Annotated in this window: 18 protein-coding genes, 3 tRNA genes and 2 pseudogenes; all 23 read left to right on the forward strand. The window is 48.7% G+C overall.

Annotated features, from left to right (window positions below):
* Nucleotides 1–95 precede the first annotated feature (95 nt).
* The 23 genes and pseudogenes from HMPREF0080_RS04530 (at nucleotide 96) to HMPREF0080_RS04635 (ending at nucleotide 16,936) form a co-directional block, all read left to right on the forward strand.
* Nucleotides 96–2,369, forward strand: coding sequence for a glycoside hydrolase family 3 C-terminal domain-containing protein (locus HMPREF0080_RS04530; RefSeq protein ID WP_006790080.1), 2,274 nt, complete (start codon nucleotides 96–98; stop codon nucleotides 2,367–2,369).
* A gap of 378 nt (nucleotides 2,370–2,747) precedes the next feature.
* Entirely contained in the window at nucleotides 2,748–3,080 is a 333-nt protein-coding gene (locus tag HMPREF0080_RS10750) for a helix-turn-helix domain-containing protein (RefSeq protein ID WP_006790081.1), read from the forward strand.
* Between the two features lie 33 nt (nucleotides 3,081–3,113).
* Nucleotides 3,114–3,545 (forward strand): annotated as a pseudogene (locus HMPREF0080_RS10755) (DDE-type integrase/transposase/recombinase); the annotation flags it as partial.
* A gap of 349 nt (nucleotides 3,546–3,894) precedes the next feature.
* Nucleotides 3,895–4,824 (forward strand): restriction endonuclease, encoded by a 930-nt coding sequence (locus HMPREF0080_RS04540; RefSeq protein ID WP_006790084.1) that lies wholly within the window; start codon nucleotides 3,895–3,897, stop codon nucleotides 4,822–4,824.
* 810 nt (nucleotides 4,825–5,634) lie between these two features.
* Nucleotides 5,635–5,826, forward strand: coding sequence for a hypothetical protein (locus HMPREF0080_RS04550; RefSeq protein WP_006790087.1), 192 nt, complete (start codon nucleotides 5,635–5,637; stop codon nucleotides 5,824–5,826).
* Nucleotides 5,827–6,010: 184 nt separating this feature from the next.
* Nucleotides 6,011–6,241 carry a GNAT family N-acetyltransferase gene (locus HMPREF0080_RS10240; protein WP_006790089.1) on the forward strand — a complete coding sequence of 77 codons (231 nt, stop codon included), beginning with the start codon at nucleotides 6,011–6,013 and terminating at the stop codon, nucleotides 6,239–6,241.
* 112 nt (nucleotides 6,242–6,353) lie between these two features.
* A complete protein-coding gene (locus HMPREF0080_RS04560) occupies nucleotides 6,354–6,977 on the forward strand; it encodes a TetR/AcrR family transcriptional regulator (RefSeq protein ID WP_006790090.1) in 624 nt (207 codons plus the stop codon).
* A 101-nt stretch (nucleotides 6,978–7,078) separates the two neighbouring features.
* A complete protein-coding gene (locus HMPREF0080_RS04565) occupies nucleotides 7,079–7,558 on the forward strand; it encodes a flavodoxin (RefSeq protein WP_006790091.1) in 480 nt (159 codons plus the stop codon).
* Nucleotides 7,559–7,804: 246 nt separating this feature from the next.
* Nucleotides 7,805–8,152 (forward strand): CGGC domain-containing protein, encoded by a 348-nt coding sequence (locus HMPREF0080_RS04570; RefSeq protein ID WP_006790092.1) that lies wholly within the window; start codon nucleotides 7,805–7,807, stop codon nucleotides 8,150–8,152.
* Between the two features lie 12 nt (nucleotides 8,153–8,164).
* Nucleotides 8,165–8,653: a hypothetical protein gene (locus HMPREF0080_RS04575; RefSeq protein ID WP_006790093.1), complete on the forward strand. Its 489-nt coding sequence runs from the start codon at nucleotides 8,165–8,167 to the stop codon at nucleotides 8,651–8,653.
* A gap of 141 nt (nucleotides 8,654–8,794) precedes the next feature.
* Nucleotides 8,795–9,325: a thiamine-phosphate kinase gene (locus tag HMPREF0080_RS10760; protein ID WP_006790094.1), complete on the forward strand. Its 531-nt coding sequence runs from the start codon at nucleotides 8,795–8,797 to the stop codon at nucleotides 9,323–9,325.
* Nucleotides 9,207–9,782 carry a thiamine-phosphate kinase gene (locus HMPREF0080_RS10765; protein ID WP_245527225.1) on the forward strand — a complete coding sequence of 192 codons (576 nt, stop codon included), beginning with the start codon at nucleotides 9,207–9,209 and terminating at the stop codon, nucleotides 9,780–9,782. Before HMPREF0080_RS10760 ends, HMPREF0080_RS10765 begins: the two co-directional genes overlap by 119 nt.
* Nucleotides 9,782–10,251, forward strand: a pseudogene (gene tsaE / locus HMPREF0080_RS04585) (tRNA (adenosine(37)-N6)-threonylcarbamoyltransferase complex ATPase subunit type 1 TsaE). The gene HMPREF0080_RS10765 and the pseudogene tsaE overlap by 1 nt, the downstream one beginning before the upstream one ends.
* Nucleotides 10,235–10,945, forward strand: a complete 711-nt coding sequence (gene tsaB / locus HMPREF0080_RS04590) for a tRNA (adenosine(37)-N6)-threonylcarbamoyltransferase complex dimerization subunit type 1 TsaB (protein WP_006790099.1) — start codon at nucleotides 10,235–10,237, stop codon at nucleotides 10,943–10,945. The pseudogene tsaE and the gene tsaB overlap by 17 nt, the downstream one beginning before the upstream one ends.
* A complete protein-coding gene (gene rimI / locus HMPREF0080_RS04595) occupies nucleotides 10,936–11,403 on the forward strand; it encodes a ribosomal protein S18-alanine N-acetyltransferase (protein ID WP_006790100.1) in 468 nt (155 codons plus the stop codon). The genes tsaB and rimI overlap by 10 nt, the downstream gene beginning before the upstream one ends.
* Before the next feature lie 16 nt (nucleotides 11,404–11,419).
* Nucleotides 11,420–12,436: a tRNA (adenosine(37)-N6)-threonylcarbamoyltransferase complex transferase subunit TsaD gene (tsaD, locus tag HMPREF0080_RS04600; RefSeq protein ID WP_006790101.1), complete on the forward strand. Its 1,017-nt coding sequence runs from the start codon at nucleotides 11,420–11,422 to the stop codon at nucleotides 12,434–12,436.
* A 3-nt stretch (nucleotides 12,437–12,439) separates the two neighbouring features.
* The gene (locus HMPREF0080_RS04605) at nucleotides 12,440–13,861 is read left to right on the forward strand and encodes a sensor histidine kinase (RefSeq protein ID WP_006790102.1); all 1,422 of its coding nucleotides are present in this window, start codon (nucleotides 12,440–12,442) and stop codon (nucleotides 13,859–13,861) included.
* A 6-nt stretch (nucleotides 13,862–13,867) separates the two neighbouring features.
* Complete coding sequence (locus tag HMPREF0080_RS04610; RefSeq protein WP_006790103.1) at nucleotides 13,868–14,452, forward strand: ANTAR domain-containing response regulator; 585 nt, start codon at nucleotides 13,868–13,870, stop codon at nucleotides 14,450–14,452.
* A gap of 102 nt (nucleotides 14,453–14,554) precedes the next feature.
* A complete protein-coding gene (gene groES / locus HMPREF0080_RS04615; protein WP_040347263.1) occupies nucleotides 14,555–14,836 on the forward strand; it encodes a co-chaperone GroES in 282 nt (93 codons plus the stop codon).
* A 27-nt stretch (nucleotides 14,837–14,863) separates the two neighbouring features.
* Entirely contained in the window at nucleotides 14,864–16,495 is a 1,632-nt protein-coding gene (gene groL, locus HMPREF0080_RS04620; RefSeq protein ID WP_006790105.1) for a chaperonin GroEL, read from the forward strand.
* Between the two features lie 204 nt (nucleotides 16,496–16,699).
* Nucleotides 16,700–16,775: transfer RNA gene (locus HMPREF0080_RS04625), tRNA-Asn, on the forward strand.
* 1 nt (nucleotide 16,776) lies between these two features.
* Nucleotides 16,777–16,850, forward strand: a tRNA-Gln gene (locus HMPREF0080_RS04630).
* Nucleotides 16,851–16,860: 10 nt separating this feature from the next.
* Nucleotides 16,861–16,936, forward strand: a tRNA-Lys gene (locus tag HMPREF0080_RS04635).
* Nucleotides 16,937–16,983 lie beyond the last annotated feature (47 nt).

Raw genomic sequence — 16,983 nt, forward strand, 5'->3', positions numbered from 1 at the left:
TTAAGTTATAATTTATATAAAAAGATTTTTTACAATATTTTATCTTTTAAAGATCATACTATATTCTTGTAAATATTATCCAAAGGAGAAGGATTATGGCAGAAAGAAATATCCAAGACTTGATTAAACAAATGACCTTGGAAGAAAAGGCAGGTTTGTGTTCAGGAAAAGATTTTTGGAATACTAAAGCGGTTAGTCGTTTGGGTATACCGTCAGTTATGTTATCAGACGGTCCACATGGTTTGCGAAAACAAGAAGGTAAAAGTGACCACCTGGGACTCAACGAAAGTATTCCTGCAGTTTGTTTTCCGGCAGGCTGTGCTATCGCTTCAAGTTGGGATAGAGAAAGTGCTGCCAAGCTGGGAATAACTCTGGCTAATGAATGCCAGGCTGAGAATGTATCAACAATCTTAGGTCCTGCAATGAATATAAAACGCTCTCCTCTCTGTGGTCGAAATTTTGAATATTTATCAGAAGACCCAATTGTTTCGTCTGAATTGGCTATAGCCTATGTTCAAGCAGTGCAAAGCAAAAATGTAGTAACCACTCCTAAACATTTCATGGCTAATAATCAAGAATTTCACCGCATGATGAGTGATTCGATTATGGATGAACGAACAATGCGAGAAATCTACCTTGCTTCCTTTGAAAATATGGTTAAGCAAGCAAAACCATGGACTATGATGGGGGCCTATAATAAGCTTAACGGGACCTATCTCTGTGAGAACAAACTGATTTTGACAGATATTCTTCGGGATGAATGGGGCTTTGATGGATATATCATGAGTGACTGGGGTGCTATGAACGACCGAGTTGATGCACTCAAAGCCGGCTGTGAATTAGAGATGCCAGGTATGACGGATCGTACTGATAAAGAACTCATTGCAGCTGTTCAATCCGGAGATTTGGATGAAGAACTCCTCAACCGGGCTGTCGAACGATTTTTGACAGTAGTCTTTAAGTATGTTGATAATCGAAATCAAGAGGCGGTCTTTGACAGAGAAGCGGATCATCAAGTTGCACGCGAGTTAGCAGAGGAATCCAGTATTCTTTTGAAAAATAAAGATAAAATCTTACCACTTAAAACAGAACAAAAGGTTGCTTTCATTGGCCAATACGCCAAAGAACCACGATATCAAGGTGGTGGCTCCTCCCATATCAATAGTTTTAAATTAGTATCAGCAGTAGAAGCTTCAAAGGAACTTCAAGTAACCTATGCTAGAGGCTATGATGATGGTCTGGATGTTGCAGTTGAGGAATTAGAGGATCAAGCAGTAGAATTGGCTAAAAAGTCAGATGTCGCAGTTCTCTTTATCGGCTTACCGGATCGTTATGAATCAGAGGGGTATGACCGCAAACACATGCAGCTTCCGGCCAATCAAATTGCATTATTGGAAAGACTCAGTCAGGTTCAGGAAAATCTTGTCGTCGTTCTTCATAACGGGTCTGCAGTGGAAATGCCATGGATTGATAAGGTAAAAGGAGTTTTAGAAGTTTATCTTGGAGGCCAGGCAGTCGGTGAAGCAACTGTAAACTTGCTCTATGGAGAGGTTAACCCGAGTGGCCGGCTAGCTGAAACTTTCCCCCTTCGCTTACAAGATACCCCTTGCTACCTCTATTACGGTGGGGAGAATGATAAGTCTGTTTACCACGAAGGGGTTTTTGTTGGGTATCGCTATTACAGTTCTAAAGAAATGCCTGTCCTATTTCCATTTGGTCATGGGTTGTCTTATACTCAGTTCGCGTATGATAATCTTGTGCTTAGTCAAACTGAGCTGACTGACATTGACAAACTACTTGTTAGTGTAGATGTGACAAATACAGGACATTGTTATGGAAGAGAAGTCGTTCAAGTCTATGTGGCAGCACCAAATAGTAAAATTATCCGTCCTGGCCTGGAGTTGCGTGCATTTGATAAAATTGGACTAGAGCCGGGAGAGACCAAAACAGTAACGGTCGAGTTGGACAAGCGTTCATTTGCGTATTGGGATGTAGAATCACATGATTGGTTTGTGGAAGAGGGTAAATATCAGATTATTATCGGGAGATCTGCTGAGGAGAAAATTTTGGTAGCGGATGTGGTTGTTTCACCTGTTAAAACTCCGAGAAAGGTATTTCATCTCAATTCTACCATAGGGGAGGTTCTGGCGGATAAGCACGCCGGCCCTCTTTTTGAACAAATGATGGGGAAAACATTTGTGGAATATACAGAAGCCCAACAGGTCACTGAAAATAGCCAATCAGATGCTGTCAACGCTGAAATGATGCATGCTATGATGGAAGGAATGCCGTTGAGACAGCTCCTAAACTTTGTTCCTGGTATTGAAAAGTCTGTGTTAGAAGACTTAATCGCGACTCTAAATCAGTAATAAACAATAAGAATGGTGTCTGTAAGGCTTTTATATAAAATTTTTGTCAACTTTATCTATTTATAAATAAAATAGCAGTGTAAATCCCGCTTTGTCTAAATAATCGAATAGTATAAAAAACAAAGCACATGGCTTCAAGACATTAAAAATCTTTCAGCTATGTGCTTTTTCTGTGCTTATTTAATTTCCGGTGGAACTTTTGCTCCTATGTTGTTTTTATAAAATTAATGAAAGAGAACAGGACATATGTGCCAAAGAAATAAATAAGAAGGAACTCTGTTATAATGCAAGTGCTTAACTCAATAAGATAATAGGAGACTCCTTCTTGCGAATCTTGCTATAACCGAAGAACTGAGACTGCGTAAACGGGCATGTGAAATGGCTATAAAATACGGAAGTAATGCGGCAGCAGCACGACGATACCATACCAGTAGACAGCAAGTAAAACGCTGGGTAAAGCGGTACGACGGCACGATAGACTCCTTGCGTCCCCGAAGCCGCAGGCCACATCGGCAACCCAATCGACATACTCCGGATGAATTAGCCTTAATCCGACGTGTGAATGTCCGATATCGGCATGAAAGATTAGCCCGGGTATATGTAGAAGTATGTAAGCGAGCGTACCGTCGTTCTTACTGCTCCCTGTACAAGCAAATACGCAAGCATCAATTTACCGGTAAGCCGATACCCCTCGTTTCTAAAAGCAAGTAGAAGGGGAAGGACGTATCGTATCCGGGAGAAAAGGTACAGATGGATATAAAATATGTGCCACAAGAATGCATAAAGGAAAACCCGCAAGGGATGCGGTACTGTCAATTCACGGCGATTGATGAGTATTCAAGAGAGTGTGTTATGTCTATTATTGATGAAAAGAGCGTTACGAACACCGGTGAGTTCCTAGTAACGTTAGAAGCGTGTATGGGATTTAAAGTAATCACAGTCCAAACGGATAACGGCAGGGAATTTACCAACCGGGGAAAAAAAGAACGGCTCTGTCAGTTTGATATAGCAGCCCAAAGGCTAGGTATAATTCATAAGACGATACGACCGTTTTCTCCATGGCAAAACGGGAAGGTAGAACGAAGTCACCGCGTTGACGGCGAACGGTTTTATCGCCGTAGCTTCGACAACATAGAAGAGCTTCGTAAAGTCCATAGACGGTACACCAGTCGATAACAATATTGCAAACGGACACTTGGATTTAAATCACCCAATGAAGTGGTAACAGAATTCTTCTTAACTTATTCCGCATGAGGGTTTGTCACATATGTCTGATTATACGCTACATTCGGTATAACATATGTATTGTAATCCTACATTTTCAGGTGAAGGGAGATGTGATAAACTAGAATACATGGTAGGTTGCTTTTTATGTATCGATGTAACATATAACACTGTAATCCTACAAAACGAGCAGATAATCATCGATAAACTAAAGCCCTTCTTTGAGAAGCATTTTGGTATCAGTACGATATTTTTAAGTAAAAAAGAGGATTAAACTCTGAAATGGGAAGGAGATGAATGCATGGCTATTCCAGCGTACGATGAATTTTATGGTGTGATTCTTGCTCTTCTTTCAGACGGTAAGGTTCATAATTCTAGAGAGACAATAAAGCATTGCGCCGAGGCATTCCGTTTAGACGAAGAGGATAAAAGTGCTATGCTCCCAAGTGATAGGAAGACAATTCTCGCTAATCGCGTCAGTTGGGCAAGAACATACCTGAAGAAAGCCGGGCTCATTATGAGTCCGACTAGGGGAAAATATAAAATTACAGATATAGGTATGAAAGCCGCTAAGGAGAAAGAAGAACAAATTGACAATAAATATCTTTTAAAATTTAAAAGTTTTCGTGATTTTATGAAAGTATCTGAATTAAAAGAACCGAAGAAGCCGATGATGCTTCCCGATTCTGAATCTGAAAGTACACCACAGGAAATTATAAATGCGGCGTATCAAAAAATTACATTACAGACTGCTGATGAACTTATGACAAATATCATGGGGCAGGATCCTGCTTTTTTTGAGAGATTGGTGATGGATTTACTGGAAAAGATGGGGTATGGTGGTGAATTGGAAAATCCTGCAAAAGTTACTGGTAAAACCGGTGATGAAGGTATCGATGGAATCATTCGTCAGGATACTCTTGGCTTTGATAAGATTTATGTTCAAGCAAAACGGTGGGACAATAGCCATCCTGTTGGTGGACCAGATATTCAGCAATTTGCGGGCGCCTTAATGGGTAAAGGTGCGAATAAAGGACTGTTTATTACTACGTCTCATTTCAGCAAAGCTGCTAGAGATTTTGTTGAAAAGCATATGACAGCAAAAATAGTTCTGCTTGACGGCGTTATGCTTACGCAACTGATGATCAACTATAATCTTGGAGTCAGTATTGTACATAGCTACGAGATAAAACGAGTTGATAGTGACTATTTTTATGATGAAGATGACTAAACACTACAGAATTGAACCTTCTGATTTTCCCAATAAGCATGTGCAGGATGAGGCAGTTTCCGTCTCAGTATGCTGCTGGTAATGATGATATAGGCAGGGCTAAGCGAGTGTACCGTCATACGGCTTACGCAGGCGATTGATGAACTGACGGTATCGTGGTGTAACATGTACATTGTAATCTTGCATTCAAGAACTTGACAGTAAAAATTTTGCAAGGTGGTACTGTCTTGATGCTGAAAAATTGGAAAGGAAGTTTATCAAATTTATATAAATTGTCTAACCTCCTGATTTTCATAATTAGGGCAGTAGACAACTATTATGAAAACTATGTAGGAGAGGAACAATATGTATGTTGAGATAATCTCTCCGCGTAAAATATACGGCTATACGGCTGTACGTCTATGAAGGCGTTGCCAGATAAGATGAAACCATTTGTCATGCCACATATGGGGATAAACGGAGCCTGATATAGTGTGCAGAAATTCACTTTTATCCGAGCCGTATCTATCATGAAAGCATTTATTATTAAAAACATTTTTCCGCCTACGGAACAGCATGTTGAGATGGAGGATGACAAGGGGCGCGTAAAAAGTGGTTTAGAGAGCTGGTGAAAATATTAATCGGGGATCAGAAGAAGGCTCGGCAATTTGCAAACAGAAAAAGGATTAACGATTTGAATGACATAGATAATGCCCGGCTTGATCTCACCGGAGAGCCTATAGCAGTCAGTCGGGCATATGAACTTGACCGGAAAGCGGAAAAGATGAATTTATCAATGCGGTTAAAGACCTGACTGTTGGTACGGCATTTATGATTGAGGAAAATATGTATGCCGAATGGGAAAATATTCATAAATGGGGCGCTGTAGTCAATGCTTTCGGGGACGGCTATGTTCTTGCGGCGCCGGACATTAACTGTGACAGGCATGTTCTGCTTATATTGACAAGGGAAAACTGTAACTGCGCGGCGGCGTTGACGGCGCGCCTTACCTTGACCGGGTGAAGGATCTGATTATAGAGTATATGAACCGGATCGTCAGGGATCTGTCCTTCCGGCATCAGGATGAAGAGTTGGCCGATCTTGCCGGGCAGTATAAGCCCCGGAAGGGGATCTGCTGGCTGCGGTCGAAGACGGGACGGCATACGGTAGCATTGCCTAGCGACGCCGTTCGGACCGGTGCTGTGAGATGAAACGCTGTATATGTAAGCCCGTGGAGAAGGGGGGGGAGTCCAGTGAGAAGCTGATTGCGATGCTTCTTGAGCGAGTAGGGAACGCAGGCTATGCGGAAATGGTTCTTGATACGCTTGAACCGTTCCAAGCGGCGATTCACCTTTATAAGAAGTTCGGTTTCAGCGAGTGTGAGCCGTATTATGACAATCTGATGGATGATGTTATATATGAAGAAGGATTTAAATAGACGGCCGTGTATCTGTCGGTATTGATTTCATCTGGAACAGTCGGTATGATATAGATAAGGTACTGTACAGGATCGCATCGTAGCCACACGGCTTTATCGGAAGGAGATTGTTATGCCGAAAGGCTCACCTGAATTGACGCGGGCGCGGCGTGAAGAAATCATAAACGCCTGTGCGAAATTATATGAAACTATGACCTTTAAAAATGTGACAATAAAGGAAATTGCCAATTTCACGTCGTTTACACGGCCGTCTATTTATAATTATTTCCGGACGAAGGAGGAAATCTTTCTCGCTCTTTTGCAGCGCGAATATGAAGGATGGACAACCGATCTCAATTCGCTGTGCAGGGAGCATAAGACGATGAGCCGCGACGCATTTACCGATGCGTTTGCCAGGTCTCTTGCCGAACGCCCGCGGCTGCTGAAGCTTTTGGCGATGAATCATTATGACATGGAGATCAACAGCGGCCCCGAACGGCTGGCGGAGTTTAAAGTTGTTTACGGCAATACGATACGTGCCGTTGATGCCTGTCTGAAGCAGTTCTTTCCGGGGATGTCCGCAGAAGTCAGAGACGGCTTTGTTTTTGCGTTCTTTCCTTTTATGTTCGGCATTTATCCGTATACGACAGTGTCGGACAAGCAAAAGGAAGCGATGAAACGGGCAAAAGTGAGCTTCCGCTTTATGTCCGCTTATGAAATCACGTATAATGCCGTAATACACCTGCTCGGTGTTTAAGCGTCCTCTCTCGGCCGGCGTGATCAATAGGGGGGCCGGAAAGGCAGCATTATCGACCGAAAAGAAGCGGTACGGGAAACGGGGAGAGGAAGGTGAGAAGAATGATGAATACGTTAGTTGCTTATTTCAGTGCGACCGGAGTGACCGCCGGGGTTGCGGCCCGGTTGGCAAATGCCATCGGAGCGGACTTATACGAAATTGTACCGAAAGTTCCGTATAAAGCGGAGGATCTGGACTGGACGAAGCAGGACAGCCGCAGCTCCGTGGAAATGAATGACAGTGCTTCCCGTCCGGAAATTGCGACGGCTGTAGGCAATATGGACCGGTACAAAACAGTGTTTATAGGCTTTCCCATATGGTGGTATACGGCGCCCGCGATTATCCGTACATTTCTTGAAGAGTATGATTTACAAGGCAAGACAGTCGTACCCTTTGCCACGTCCGGCGGCAGCGGCATGGGCCGTACGAGTGAACGTCTGGCATCGTCCTGTGCGGGAGCGGACCTGAAAGAAGGGAAACGCTTTGCCGCCGATACGGGAGAAGGAGAGTTGAAAGACTGGGCGGAACAGTATATTCGTTAAGGCGGTACCGTGCAGTAAGCGTGTGAAAGTATAAAAAGCCCATGAACTCTTCACCCCACGGGGATTCATGGGCTTTTCGTATAGTGAAAGTTGAGCATTCTTTTACACGGGAAAAGGAAGAAAGAGATGGGAAAAACGGGCCGGGAGACGGTCGTGTATCGCCGTAAACTGCCGCAGCTGTAAGATACACGGAAACTGATATTTTTCGGAGAGTGTAAGAACCGTGCTTTAACGGAGGTGACTGATATGAAGTTGGGAATTATTCGTTGTATGCAGACGGAAGATTTTTGCCCCGGTACGAGAGATTTCAAGACTATACGGGAAAAGAGCGGCGCCTTTGAGGGAGTCGAAGGTGACATCACGCTCGTCGGATTTTGTAATTGCGGAGGCTGTCCCGGCAAAAAAGCGGTATTGCGCGCACGAAAGCTCGTGGAGCGAGGCGCCGATACGATTGCTTTTGCCTCGTGCATTCAAAAGGGGACGCCCATCGGGTTTACCTGTCCCTTCGGCAGGAAGATGCGCGATACGGTGGCTGCCGATGTAGGTAACGGGATTCGTATTTTAGATTATACTCATCCGGCAACGGCGCCGTAAGAGGAGAGAAGCATGGTGAAAATCCGTCAGGCGGATATTGAAGATATGAAAAGAATTTCGGATATTTATGACCGGGCCCGCAGTTTTATGCGCAGCAGCGGCAATCCGAACCAGTGGCCCGAAACGTACCCGAATGAAGAGATTATCAAGAAAGACATTCATGACGGCACCTGCTTCGTTTGTCTGGAGGGACAGACCGTCGTTGCCGTTTTTTCCTTTATTATCGGACCTGAACCGACGTATGACCGCATTCGTGACGGTGCATGGCGCTATAATGAACCGTACGGTACCATTCATCGTCTGGCGGCGGCCGCGACGGCACGAGGTGCGGCGCAGGCCTGCTTTTCTTTTTGTGCCGGCAGGCATCCGTATCTTCGTGTCGATACGCACAGAGACAATCTCCCTATGCGGCGCGCCGTGGAAAAATTCGGCTTTATTCCCTGTGGGATCGTTGCGGTGCGCGGCGGTGAGCGCATAGCTTATGACTACAAGGCGGAGTGACGGCAGGCCTCCTTTTTCCGGGAGGCCTTATTTTATGGCGGCCGGGACTGTACAAGGAGACTATCTTATTTTAAAATAAATAAGATGTGAGAACGCTTTTAAAAGGATTGAATACTGTACATGTGCAGGCGGTGAGTGCCAGTGAATATTAAAGAACTCGGTGAATTCGGTTTTATTGATGCCGTAAAGGACAATACGCTCTTTAATCCCGGCCCGGTCGTCATCGGTATCGGTGATGACGGGGCCGTCTATAAGACAACTGACGGTACGGAACAGGTTGCCGTTATCGATACAATGGTGGAAAACAGCCATTTCATTATCGGCAAAACGGCAACGTGGTACGATGCGGGCTATAAGGCGGTGGCTTCCAATCTGAGCGATATTGCCGCGATGGGCGCGGTACCGACTCATATCATTCTTTCGACGGCCATCGCGCCGGATATGGATTCGGCCGAACTCATTGAGCTTTACCGGGGCATTAAGGATATTTGCCGCAAATACAAGGTGAATATTCTCGGCGGTGATACGGTCATGTCGAAAGAAGGGCATGGTCATCACGGTCGCCGCTTTCGGCGAGGTGGAAGCGGGGAAAGCCGTCCGCCGCAGCGGGGCACAGGCCGGCGACATTGTAGCCGTGTCGCATACGCTCGGCGATTCCGGCGCGGGCCTTGATGTATTCCTGCACGGAGCGGACGGTTTTTCCCGTTTGAAGAAAGCGCATGCGCTGCCGGAACCGCAGATTGAACTGGGCAGGCTCCTGGTAAAGCATCGCTGCCACAGCCTGAACGACATCAGTGACGGCTTGGCCAGCGAAAGCAATGAGATTGCCAAGGCGAGCCGGGTCGATCTGATTTTGCAAAAAGAGCGCATTCCCTTGTCGGACGAACTGCGGCACTGGGCAAAACTGGCGGGCAAGGACCCGTATGCCTATGCCCTCACCGGCGGAGAAGATTATGAACTCGTTTTTACGCTCCGGCCCGACGACTTTGCAGCCTTGCAAAGAGATTGTGATTATGTGACGCCTATCGGTACGGTGGAGACCGGCAAGGGGACGGTCTGGCTGGAAACGGACGGCGTGCACAATGTCTTGCCGCCTGTCGGATGGACTCATTTCAGTGAGGAAGCATAATGAAACTTACAGTACATACTTATAGTGAAGCTGATACGGTTGCTTTGGGCAGGCGGATCGGGACGGTTTTGCGTGCGGGTGATGTTATTGCTCTGCGCGGCGGTCTCGGCGCCGGAAAAACTCATTCGTCCAGGGAGTCGCCAAAGGCATGGGAATCGACGCGCCTGTCGTCAGCCCGACTTTTTCACTGATGAACTGCTATGATCACATACCGCCTCTGCAGCATTTTGATTTCTACCGCCTCGAGACGGAGGCGGAAATAGATACGCTGGGGCTTGAAGACTATTGGGACGGCGGCGTGTCCCTCATCGAATGGTCGGAAAAATTTCCCGGCCGCCTGCCCGTTGACGCGGCGGTTATTACGCTTCAAAAGGTGAGCGGTACGGAACGGGAAATAACGGTGGAAGCCGCTCCGGACCGATGGAACGATTTAATGAAAGAGGTAGAAAGTTATGCTTCTCGCCATTGAGACATCCAGTTTGGTTTCAAGCGTCGCCCTGCTGCACCGGAACGTGCTGCGTGCGGAAGTGACGGTTCAGGCCAGACTGACTCATTCGGAACAACTGATGCCGCACATTGCGGATATGCTGCGAAAAGCGGCTGTCCGCAAAGACGGAATAGACGGTGTTGCCGTGTCCGTCGGCCCCGGCTCTTTCACGGGCTTGCGTATCGGACTGGCAACGGCAAAGGGCCTGAGCTTTGCCTGGGGCGTTCCCCTCGTGGGCGTAGAGACGCCGCGCAGCCTTGCCTGGAATTTTGTCGACTCCGCCAAAGCCGTCTGTCCTCTTATCGATGCGCAGAGGCGGTATGTTTATGCGGCCCTCTATACCTGGCAGGACGGTGTTTTGAGAGAGGAAAGAGCCGTTACCGTCCTTCCGGCCGCCGATGTCATCGCAAGCTGTGCAGACGGCGGCAGAGCCGTTGTTTTCTGCGGTGACGGGGCTTTAAAATTTGCTTCGGCTATTACTGCAGCTGGTCCGCGCTGTACGTTGGCGCTGCCCCATATGGTCATTCCCCGGGCAGGCGCCCTGGCAATGGCTGCCGCCGGGCGTTTTGCTGCCGGCGATACGGATGACTGCATGACTCTGACGCCTGCCTACAAGCGCCGCAGTGAAGCGGAAGTCCTTTGGGAGAAACGGCACGGTGGCACGTCATGTCAATAATTGTACGCAAGGCGGAACTCACGGACGATGAAGGGATTTTTGACGTTGAGCGGGAGGCTTTTTCCCTTCCCTGGTCCCTTGCGTCCATACAACGGGAACTTGCCGACCCGGAACGGACCATTTACTATGTCCTTGAACAGGAGGACGGCCTTATCGCCGGCTATGCCGGCCTTTGGCAGGTCCTTGATGAAGGACAGATTACGAATATTGCCCTGCGCAGTAAGTTCCGCCGCAAAGGGTACGGGGAACTGCTCGTGCGCGTCCTGATGGAAGCGGCGTGGGAGGCGGGCTGTAATGACATCTTTCTGGAAGTGCGCGTCTCCAACAGGGACGCCCTGCACCTGTACAGAAAACTCGGGTATGAAGTATTGAGCGTACGGAAAAACTATTATTCGGATCCTGTGGAAGACGCATATGTTATGGATTGTAAAAAAGAAGCGTACCCGTGGGTGCGCTGAGTAAAGGACAGACTCTATGTATACACTTGCTTTGGAAACCAGCTGCGACGAAACTTCCGTTGCCGTTATCGAAGACGGCCGCCGCATTTTATCCAACATTATAGCAACACAGGTTCCCGTACATCGTCTTTTCGGCGGCGTCGTGCCGGAAATAGCGTCACGGCAGCATATTGAATATGTCATGCCCGTCGTTAAACAGGCGCTTGATGAAGCGGGCGTGACTTTGGCCGAGGTGGATCATATCGGCGTCACGTACGGCCCCGGCCTGGTAGGAGCCCTGCTCGTCGGCGTGGCCACGGCAAAGGCTCTCAGCTTTGCCGCGGATAAGCCGCTGGTCGGCGTTAATCACATGGAAGGCCATATTTTTGCGAACTTTCTCAGCCATCCCGATTTGGAACCGCCTTTTCTGGCGCTCGTCGTTTCGGGCGGCCATACACAGCTTGTCAAGGTGTCGGATTACAATCGGTTTACACTCATGGGGCAGACCCGTGATGATGCGGCCGGGGAAGCCTTTGACAAAATTGCCCGTGTTATGGGGTATCCTTATCCGGGCGGCCCGCAAATCGATAAACTGGCCGAAAACGGCAATCCTGAGGCGATTGAGTTTCCGAAGGCATTTCATGAAAAGCATAATTTCGAGTTCAGCTTCAGCGGTCTAAAGTCGGCCGTCTTGAATTATTTGCACACGCAGGAGCAGCGCGGTGAAGGGTATAACCCGAACGACGTGGCCGCGAGTTTTCAGAAGACGGTTGTCGATACGCTTGTCGAAAAGACGATGGACGCGGCAAAGCTGTCCGGCTTCAAGCAGGTTGTGCTGGCCGGCGGGGTCGCCGCCAACAGTGCGCTCGGCAAAACAATGAAAGCCGCCTGCGTGAAAGAAGGCATTGCCTTCTACAAGCCTGAACCGATTCTTTGCACTGATAACGGCGCCATGATCGGGTGCCGTGCTTATTATATGGCTTGTGCCGGGCATTTTGCGGATCTTGCGCTCAATGCCAGGCCGGCCCTTCCCGTCGCGGGAACAGCGGAGTAAATCATGACGCGGACAGTTGCGCAGATCTGCCGGCAAAGCAGTTCTTTATCGGACGTACAAATACATATTCTACAAAACAGCGAACCGCTTCTGCAATTTGCCAGTGATCTGTCGCAGCGCAGGCTGTCTCTTTTCGTGCCGGCCCGAGAAGAAGGCGCGCTTGTTCTGGCGGCGTTGAAGAAGCCTCTTTTCGATCGCGGTGAAGAAGGGGATTTTGCCGATTCTGTCGGTGCGTGCGTCACCGCCGGTGAAGAGCCTGTCGTGGCGCAGGTCATGGCGGGAAAGGACAGCCTGACCGCTTTGAAAGAAGTCGATTACGGCAGGACGGAGCCGATGGTTGCGTATCCGTTTGTCGATAACGGCGGCAAGACCATTGCCGTTATCACCTTTACGGGAGAAGTTGCCGCAGATAAACGGATTCTTACGGAAACGGCTTTCAGTGCGCTCCAGGTGCCTTCGGCAGGCGGCCTGCCGGGGCTGTATAAGCGGCTTTCCGTTCAGGACGGCGTTATTCTCGTCGACAGCACGGGGAAGATCACCTATGCCGACGATATGGCTGAAAATATTATGCGCTTCCGGGGGCGGACCGCTCCGCTGTGCGGCGAGACCATTTACAGCGGCCGCCTTGATCTGGCTGCCGCCAGGCATGCTCTCGTCACGCGGCAGGGGGCGATCGAAGAGATTAACCGTCCCCGGGCGTCTTTGACGATGCGCGTTATTCCTCTTTTGCGGAGCGGCAAGCTTTTCCGCCTCGTACTGATTATGACGGAACGGACGGAAATACGCCGGAAAGAGGAAGAACTTCTCGTAAAACAGTCGGTTATCAAGGAAATTCATCACCGTGTCAAAAATAATCTGCAGACGGTGGCCGGCCTTTTGCGCATGCAAATGCGCCGCGTTGCAACTGAGGAGGCCAAAGCGGCCTTACAGGAATCGCTTAACCGCATTCTCAGTATTTCTCTTGTCCATGAGACGCTGTCCCTGCATGACGGAGAACGGATCGACGCGTCGGCTATGGCGAAGCGGCTGCTCGGCCTGTTGACGCGGAGCCTGACCGGAGCCGACCTGAAAGTAATTACGGCTTTTGACGGGGCCTCTTTATACTTGTCCTCACGGGAAGCCGTTTCGGTAGCCCTCGTTTTGAACGAATTGATCACGAATTCACTTTCGCACGGTTTCGCAGGACTGAAGGCCGGCGTTTTGACCGTAACGCTTACGGCGGCTGACGGGAACTGTACGATTACGGTTGCCGATACGGGCCGCGGCCTGGGTGCGGGTGGCGGCAACGGAGAAAAACGAAGTCATCTCGGCCTGGACATCGTTCGTACTATTGCGGAAAAGGATTTGCACGGCGCTTTCCGGATCGGGCCGAATGAACCGAACGGTACCGTTGCGACATTGACCTTTCCTCTGATAAAGGAGTGATGATTCATGGCTTATCGTATCGTTATTGCCGATGATGAAGCGCTGATCTGTATGGACTTGAAAGAAATATTGGAGGAAGCCGGACATACCGTCGTCGGCATGGCGTCGGACGGGATGGAAGCAGTGGAACTGGTTTATGCGAAGCGGCCGGATATAGTTTTTCTTGACGTAAAAATGCCTCGCCTCGACGGGATTCGCGCAGCCCGTATGATTCACCGCAATGCGGCGGCGCCGGTTATCTTATTGACGGCATACGGCCGGAAAGAAGTTGTTGAGGAAGCGGCCGGGTCGGGGGTGTACGGGTATCTTGTAAAACCTGTCAATCCGGACAATCTCTTTCCGGCCATGGAAGTCGCCGCAGCGCAATTTAAACGGCAGCTGGAGCACGAACGGGAAGTAGCGGAACTTCAGGACGAAATAGAAACCCGCAAGGCCGTGGAACGGGCTAAGGGCATACTCATGGACACCTGTTCCGTCAGTGAAGCGGAAGCGTATAAACGGCTGCAGCAGTACAGTATGAAAAAGGGTATCCCGTTAAAAAACGTAGCCCTCGGACTGATTAAAGCGACTGTGCATAAGAATAAAAAATAGACCTTGACTTTTTCACCTTTAGTGGGTAATATAGGTTATGTAGTTAGCACTCGTAGAGATAGAGTGCTAACAAGAAGTGATGATCAAGAGGAGGAATATATAATGATTAAACCGTTAGGAGATCGTGTGGTAATTCGTGTATTGGAACAGGAAGAAAAAACGGCCAGCGGCATTTTCCTGCCCGATACGGCTAAGGAAAAACCGAGCCAGGGTGAAGTTGTCGCCGTAGGTTCGGGCAAATTGCAGGACAACGGCACGCGTACTCCTTTAGAAGTAAGCGTAGGCGATAAGATTATTTTTTCTAAATATGCCGGTACGGAAGTCAAATACGAAGGCGTCGATTACCTCATCGTAAGCGAACGCGACATTTTGGCAACTATTTAATAAACTTTTCCAAGGAGTGATACGATAATGGCAAAACAGATTTTATTTAATGAAGAAGCACGCCGCGCTCTCGGCAACGGTGTAGATGCATTGGCTAACGCCGTAAAAGTAACGTTGGGGCCCAAAGGCCGTAATGTAGTATTGGATAAGAAATTCGGCGCGCCGGCGATTACAAACGACGGTGTTACCATTGCCAGAGATATTGAATTGGAAGATCCTTTTGAAAATATGGGCGCTCAGCTCGTTAAGGAAGTTGCCACGAAAACAAACGATGTGGCGGGTGACGGCACGACGACGGCCACTCTCCTGGCACAGGCCATGATTCAGGAAGGCATGCGCAACGTGGCAGCCGGCGCCAATCCGATGATTTTGAAACGGGGCGTTGAAAAAGCGGTTAACCGTTTGGTTGAAGAAATCAAGAAACGCGCTATCGAAGTTAACGATAAAGCGGCTATCGCTCAGGTAGCGTCTATTTCCGCAGGCGATGAAGAAGTGGGCGGACTCATTGCGGACGCTATGGAAAAGGTCGGCAAAGACGGCGTTATTACCGTTGAAGAATCGAAGACCATGGGCACGCAGCTTTCCGTTGTGGAAGGCATGCAGTTCGACCGCGGCTATATTTCCCCGTACATGGTAACGGATCCGGATAAGATGGAAGCTGTTATGTCCGAACCGTACATCCTCGTAACGGATCGTAAGATTGCATCCATTCAGGAAATGCTCCCGACTCTCGAAAAAGTCGTACAGGCGGGCAAGGAGCTCCTGATCATTGCGGAAGACGTGGAAGGCGAAGCATTGGCAACTCTTGTTGTCAACAAACTTCGCGGTACCTTTAAAGCCGTAGCCGTTAAGGCTCCCGGATTCGGTGACCGCCGTAAAGCGATGCTCCAGGATATTGCCACCCTGACGGGCGCGACGGTTATTACAGAAGATATCGGCCGTAAACTTGACAGCATTACCATGGAAGATCTCGGCACGGCCCGCCAGATCCGCGTGACCAAGGATGAAACGACTATCGTCGAAGGCCACGGCGATTCAACGGCCATTAAAGACCGTATTGCGCAGATTAAAGCTCAAATCGCCGAAACGACATCCGATTTCGATAAGGAAAAATTGCAGGAACGCCTGGCTAAAATGTCCGGCGGCGTAGCCGTGATCGAAGTCGGCGCCGCAACGGAAGTTGAATTGAAAGAGAAAAAACTCCGTCTGGAAGATGCGCTGAACGCTACACGCGCAGCCGTTGAAGAAGGTATTGTTGCAGGCGGCGGCACGACGTTCGTCGACATTCTTCCGGTATTGGACGAATTCAAAGAAGAAGGCGACATTCAGACAGGCATTAACCTCGTAAAACGCGCCGTTGAAGAACCGGTCCGCCAGATTGCCCACAATGCGGGCCTGGAAGGTTCCGTCATTGTCGCACAGGTTAAAGAATCTGCCGACGGTGTTGGCTTTGACGCTTTGAAGGAAGAATATGTGGATATGGTTAAAGCAGGTATCGTTGATCCTGCAAAGGTTGCACGCACGGCGTTGCAGAATGCCGCATCCATCGCTTCCCTCGTACTTACGACGGAAACGCTCATTTCGGATAAACCCGAACCGGCTGCGGCCGCTCCGGCAATGCCCGGCGGTATGCCCGGCGGCATGCCCGGCATGATGTAAATCATAACAGAGAGAAAAAATGAGGTGCTCCCAGAAAGTCTGACTTTTTGGGGGCACCTTATTTTCAAGCGACGATTTTTGTCCCGGCCGTCCCGCCGTCATCGGGTCGTAAGGGGCGAAGAGGCTTTGAGTGAAATATTAATATTGCTTTTTGTGCTGTTCTTTGTTATAATTTTTATTGTTCCGAAAAGAACGACACATTGTTCCTCAATAGCTCAGTTGGTAGAGCAATCGGCTGTTAACCGATTTGTCGTAGGTTCGAGTCCTACTTGAGGAGCCATAGGGGTATCGCCAAGCGGTAAGGCAACGGACTCTGACTCCGTCATCGTTGGTTCGAATCCAGCTACCCCTGCCAAATTTTTTATGATCCACTAGCTCAGCCGGCAGAGCACCTGACTTTTAATCAGGGTGTCCCGAGTTCGAATCTCGGGTGGATCACCATATAATTTTATATGGCCCCTTGGTCAAGTGGTTAAGACACCGCCCTT

This window comes from Megasphaera geminata F0357, from assembly GCF_000239275.1.
GTDB classification, from domain to species: domain Bacteria; phylum Bacillota; class Negativicutes; order Veillonellales; family Megasphaeraceae; genus Megasphaera; species Megasphaera geminata.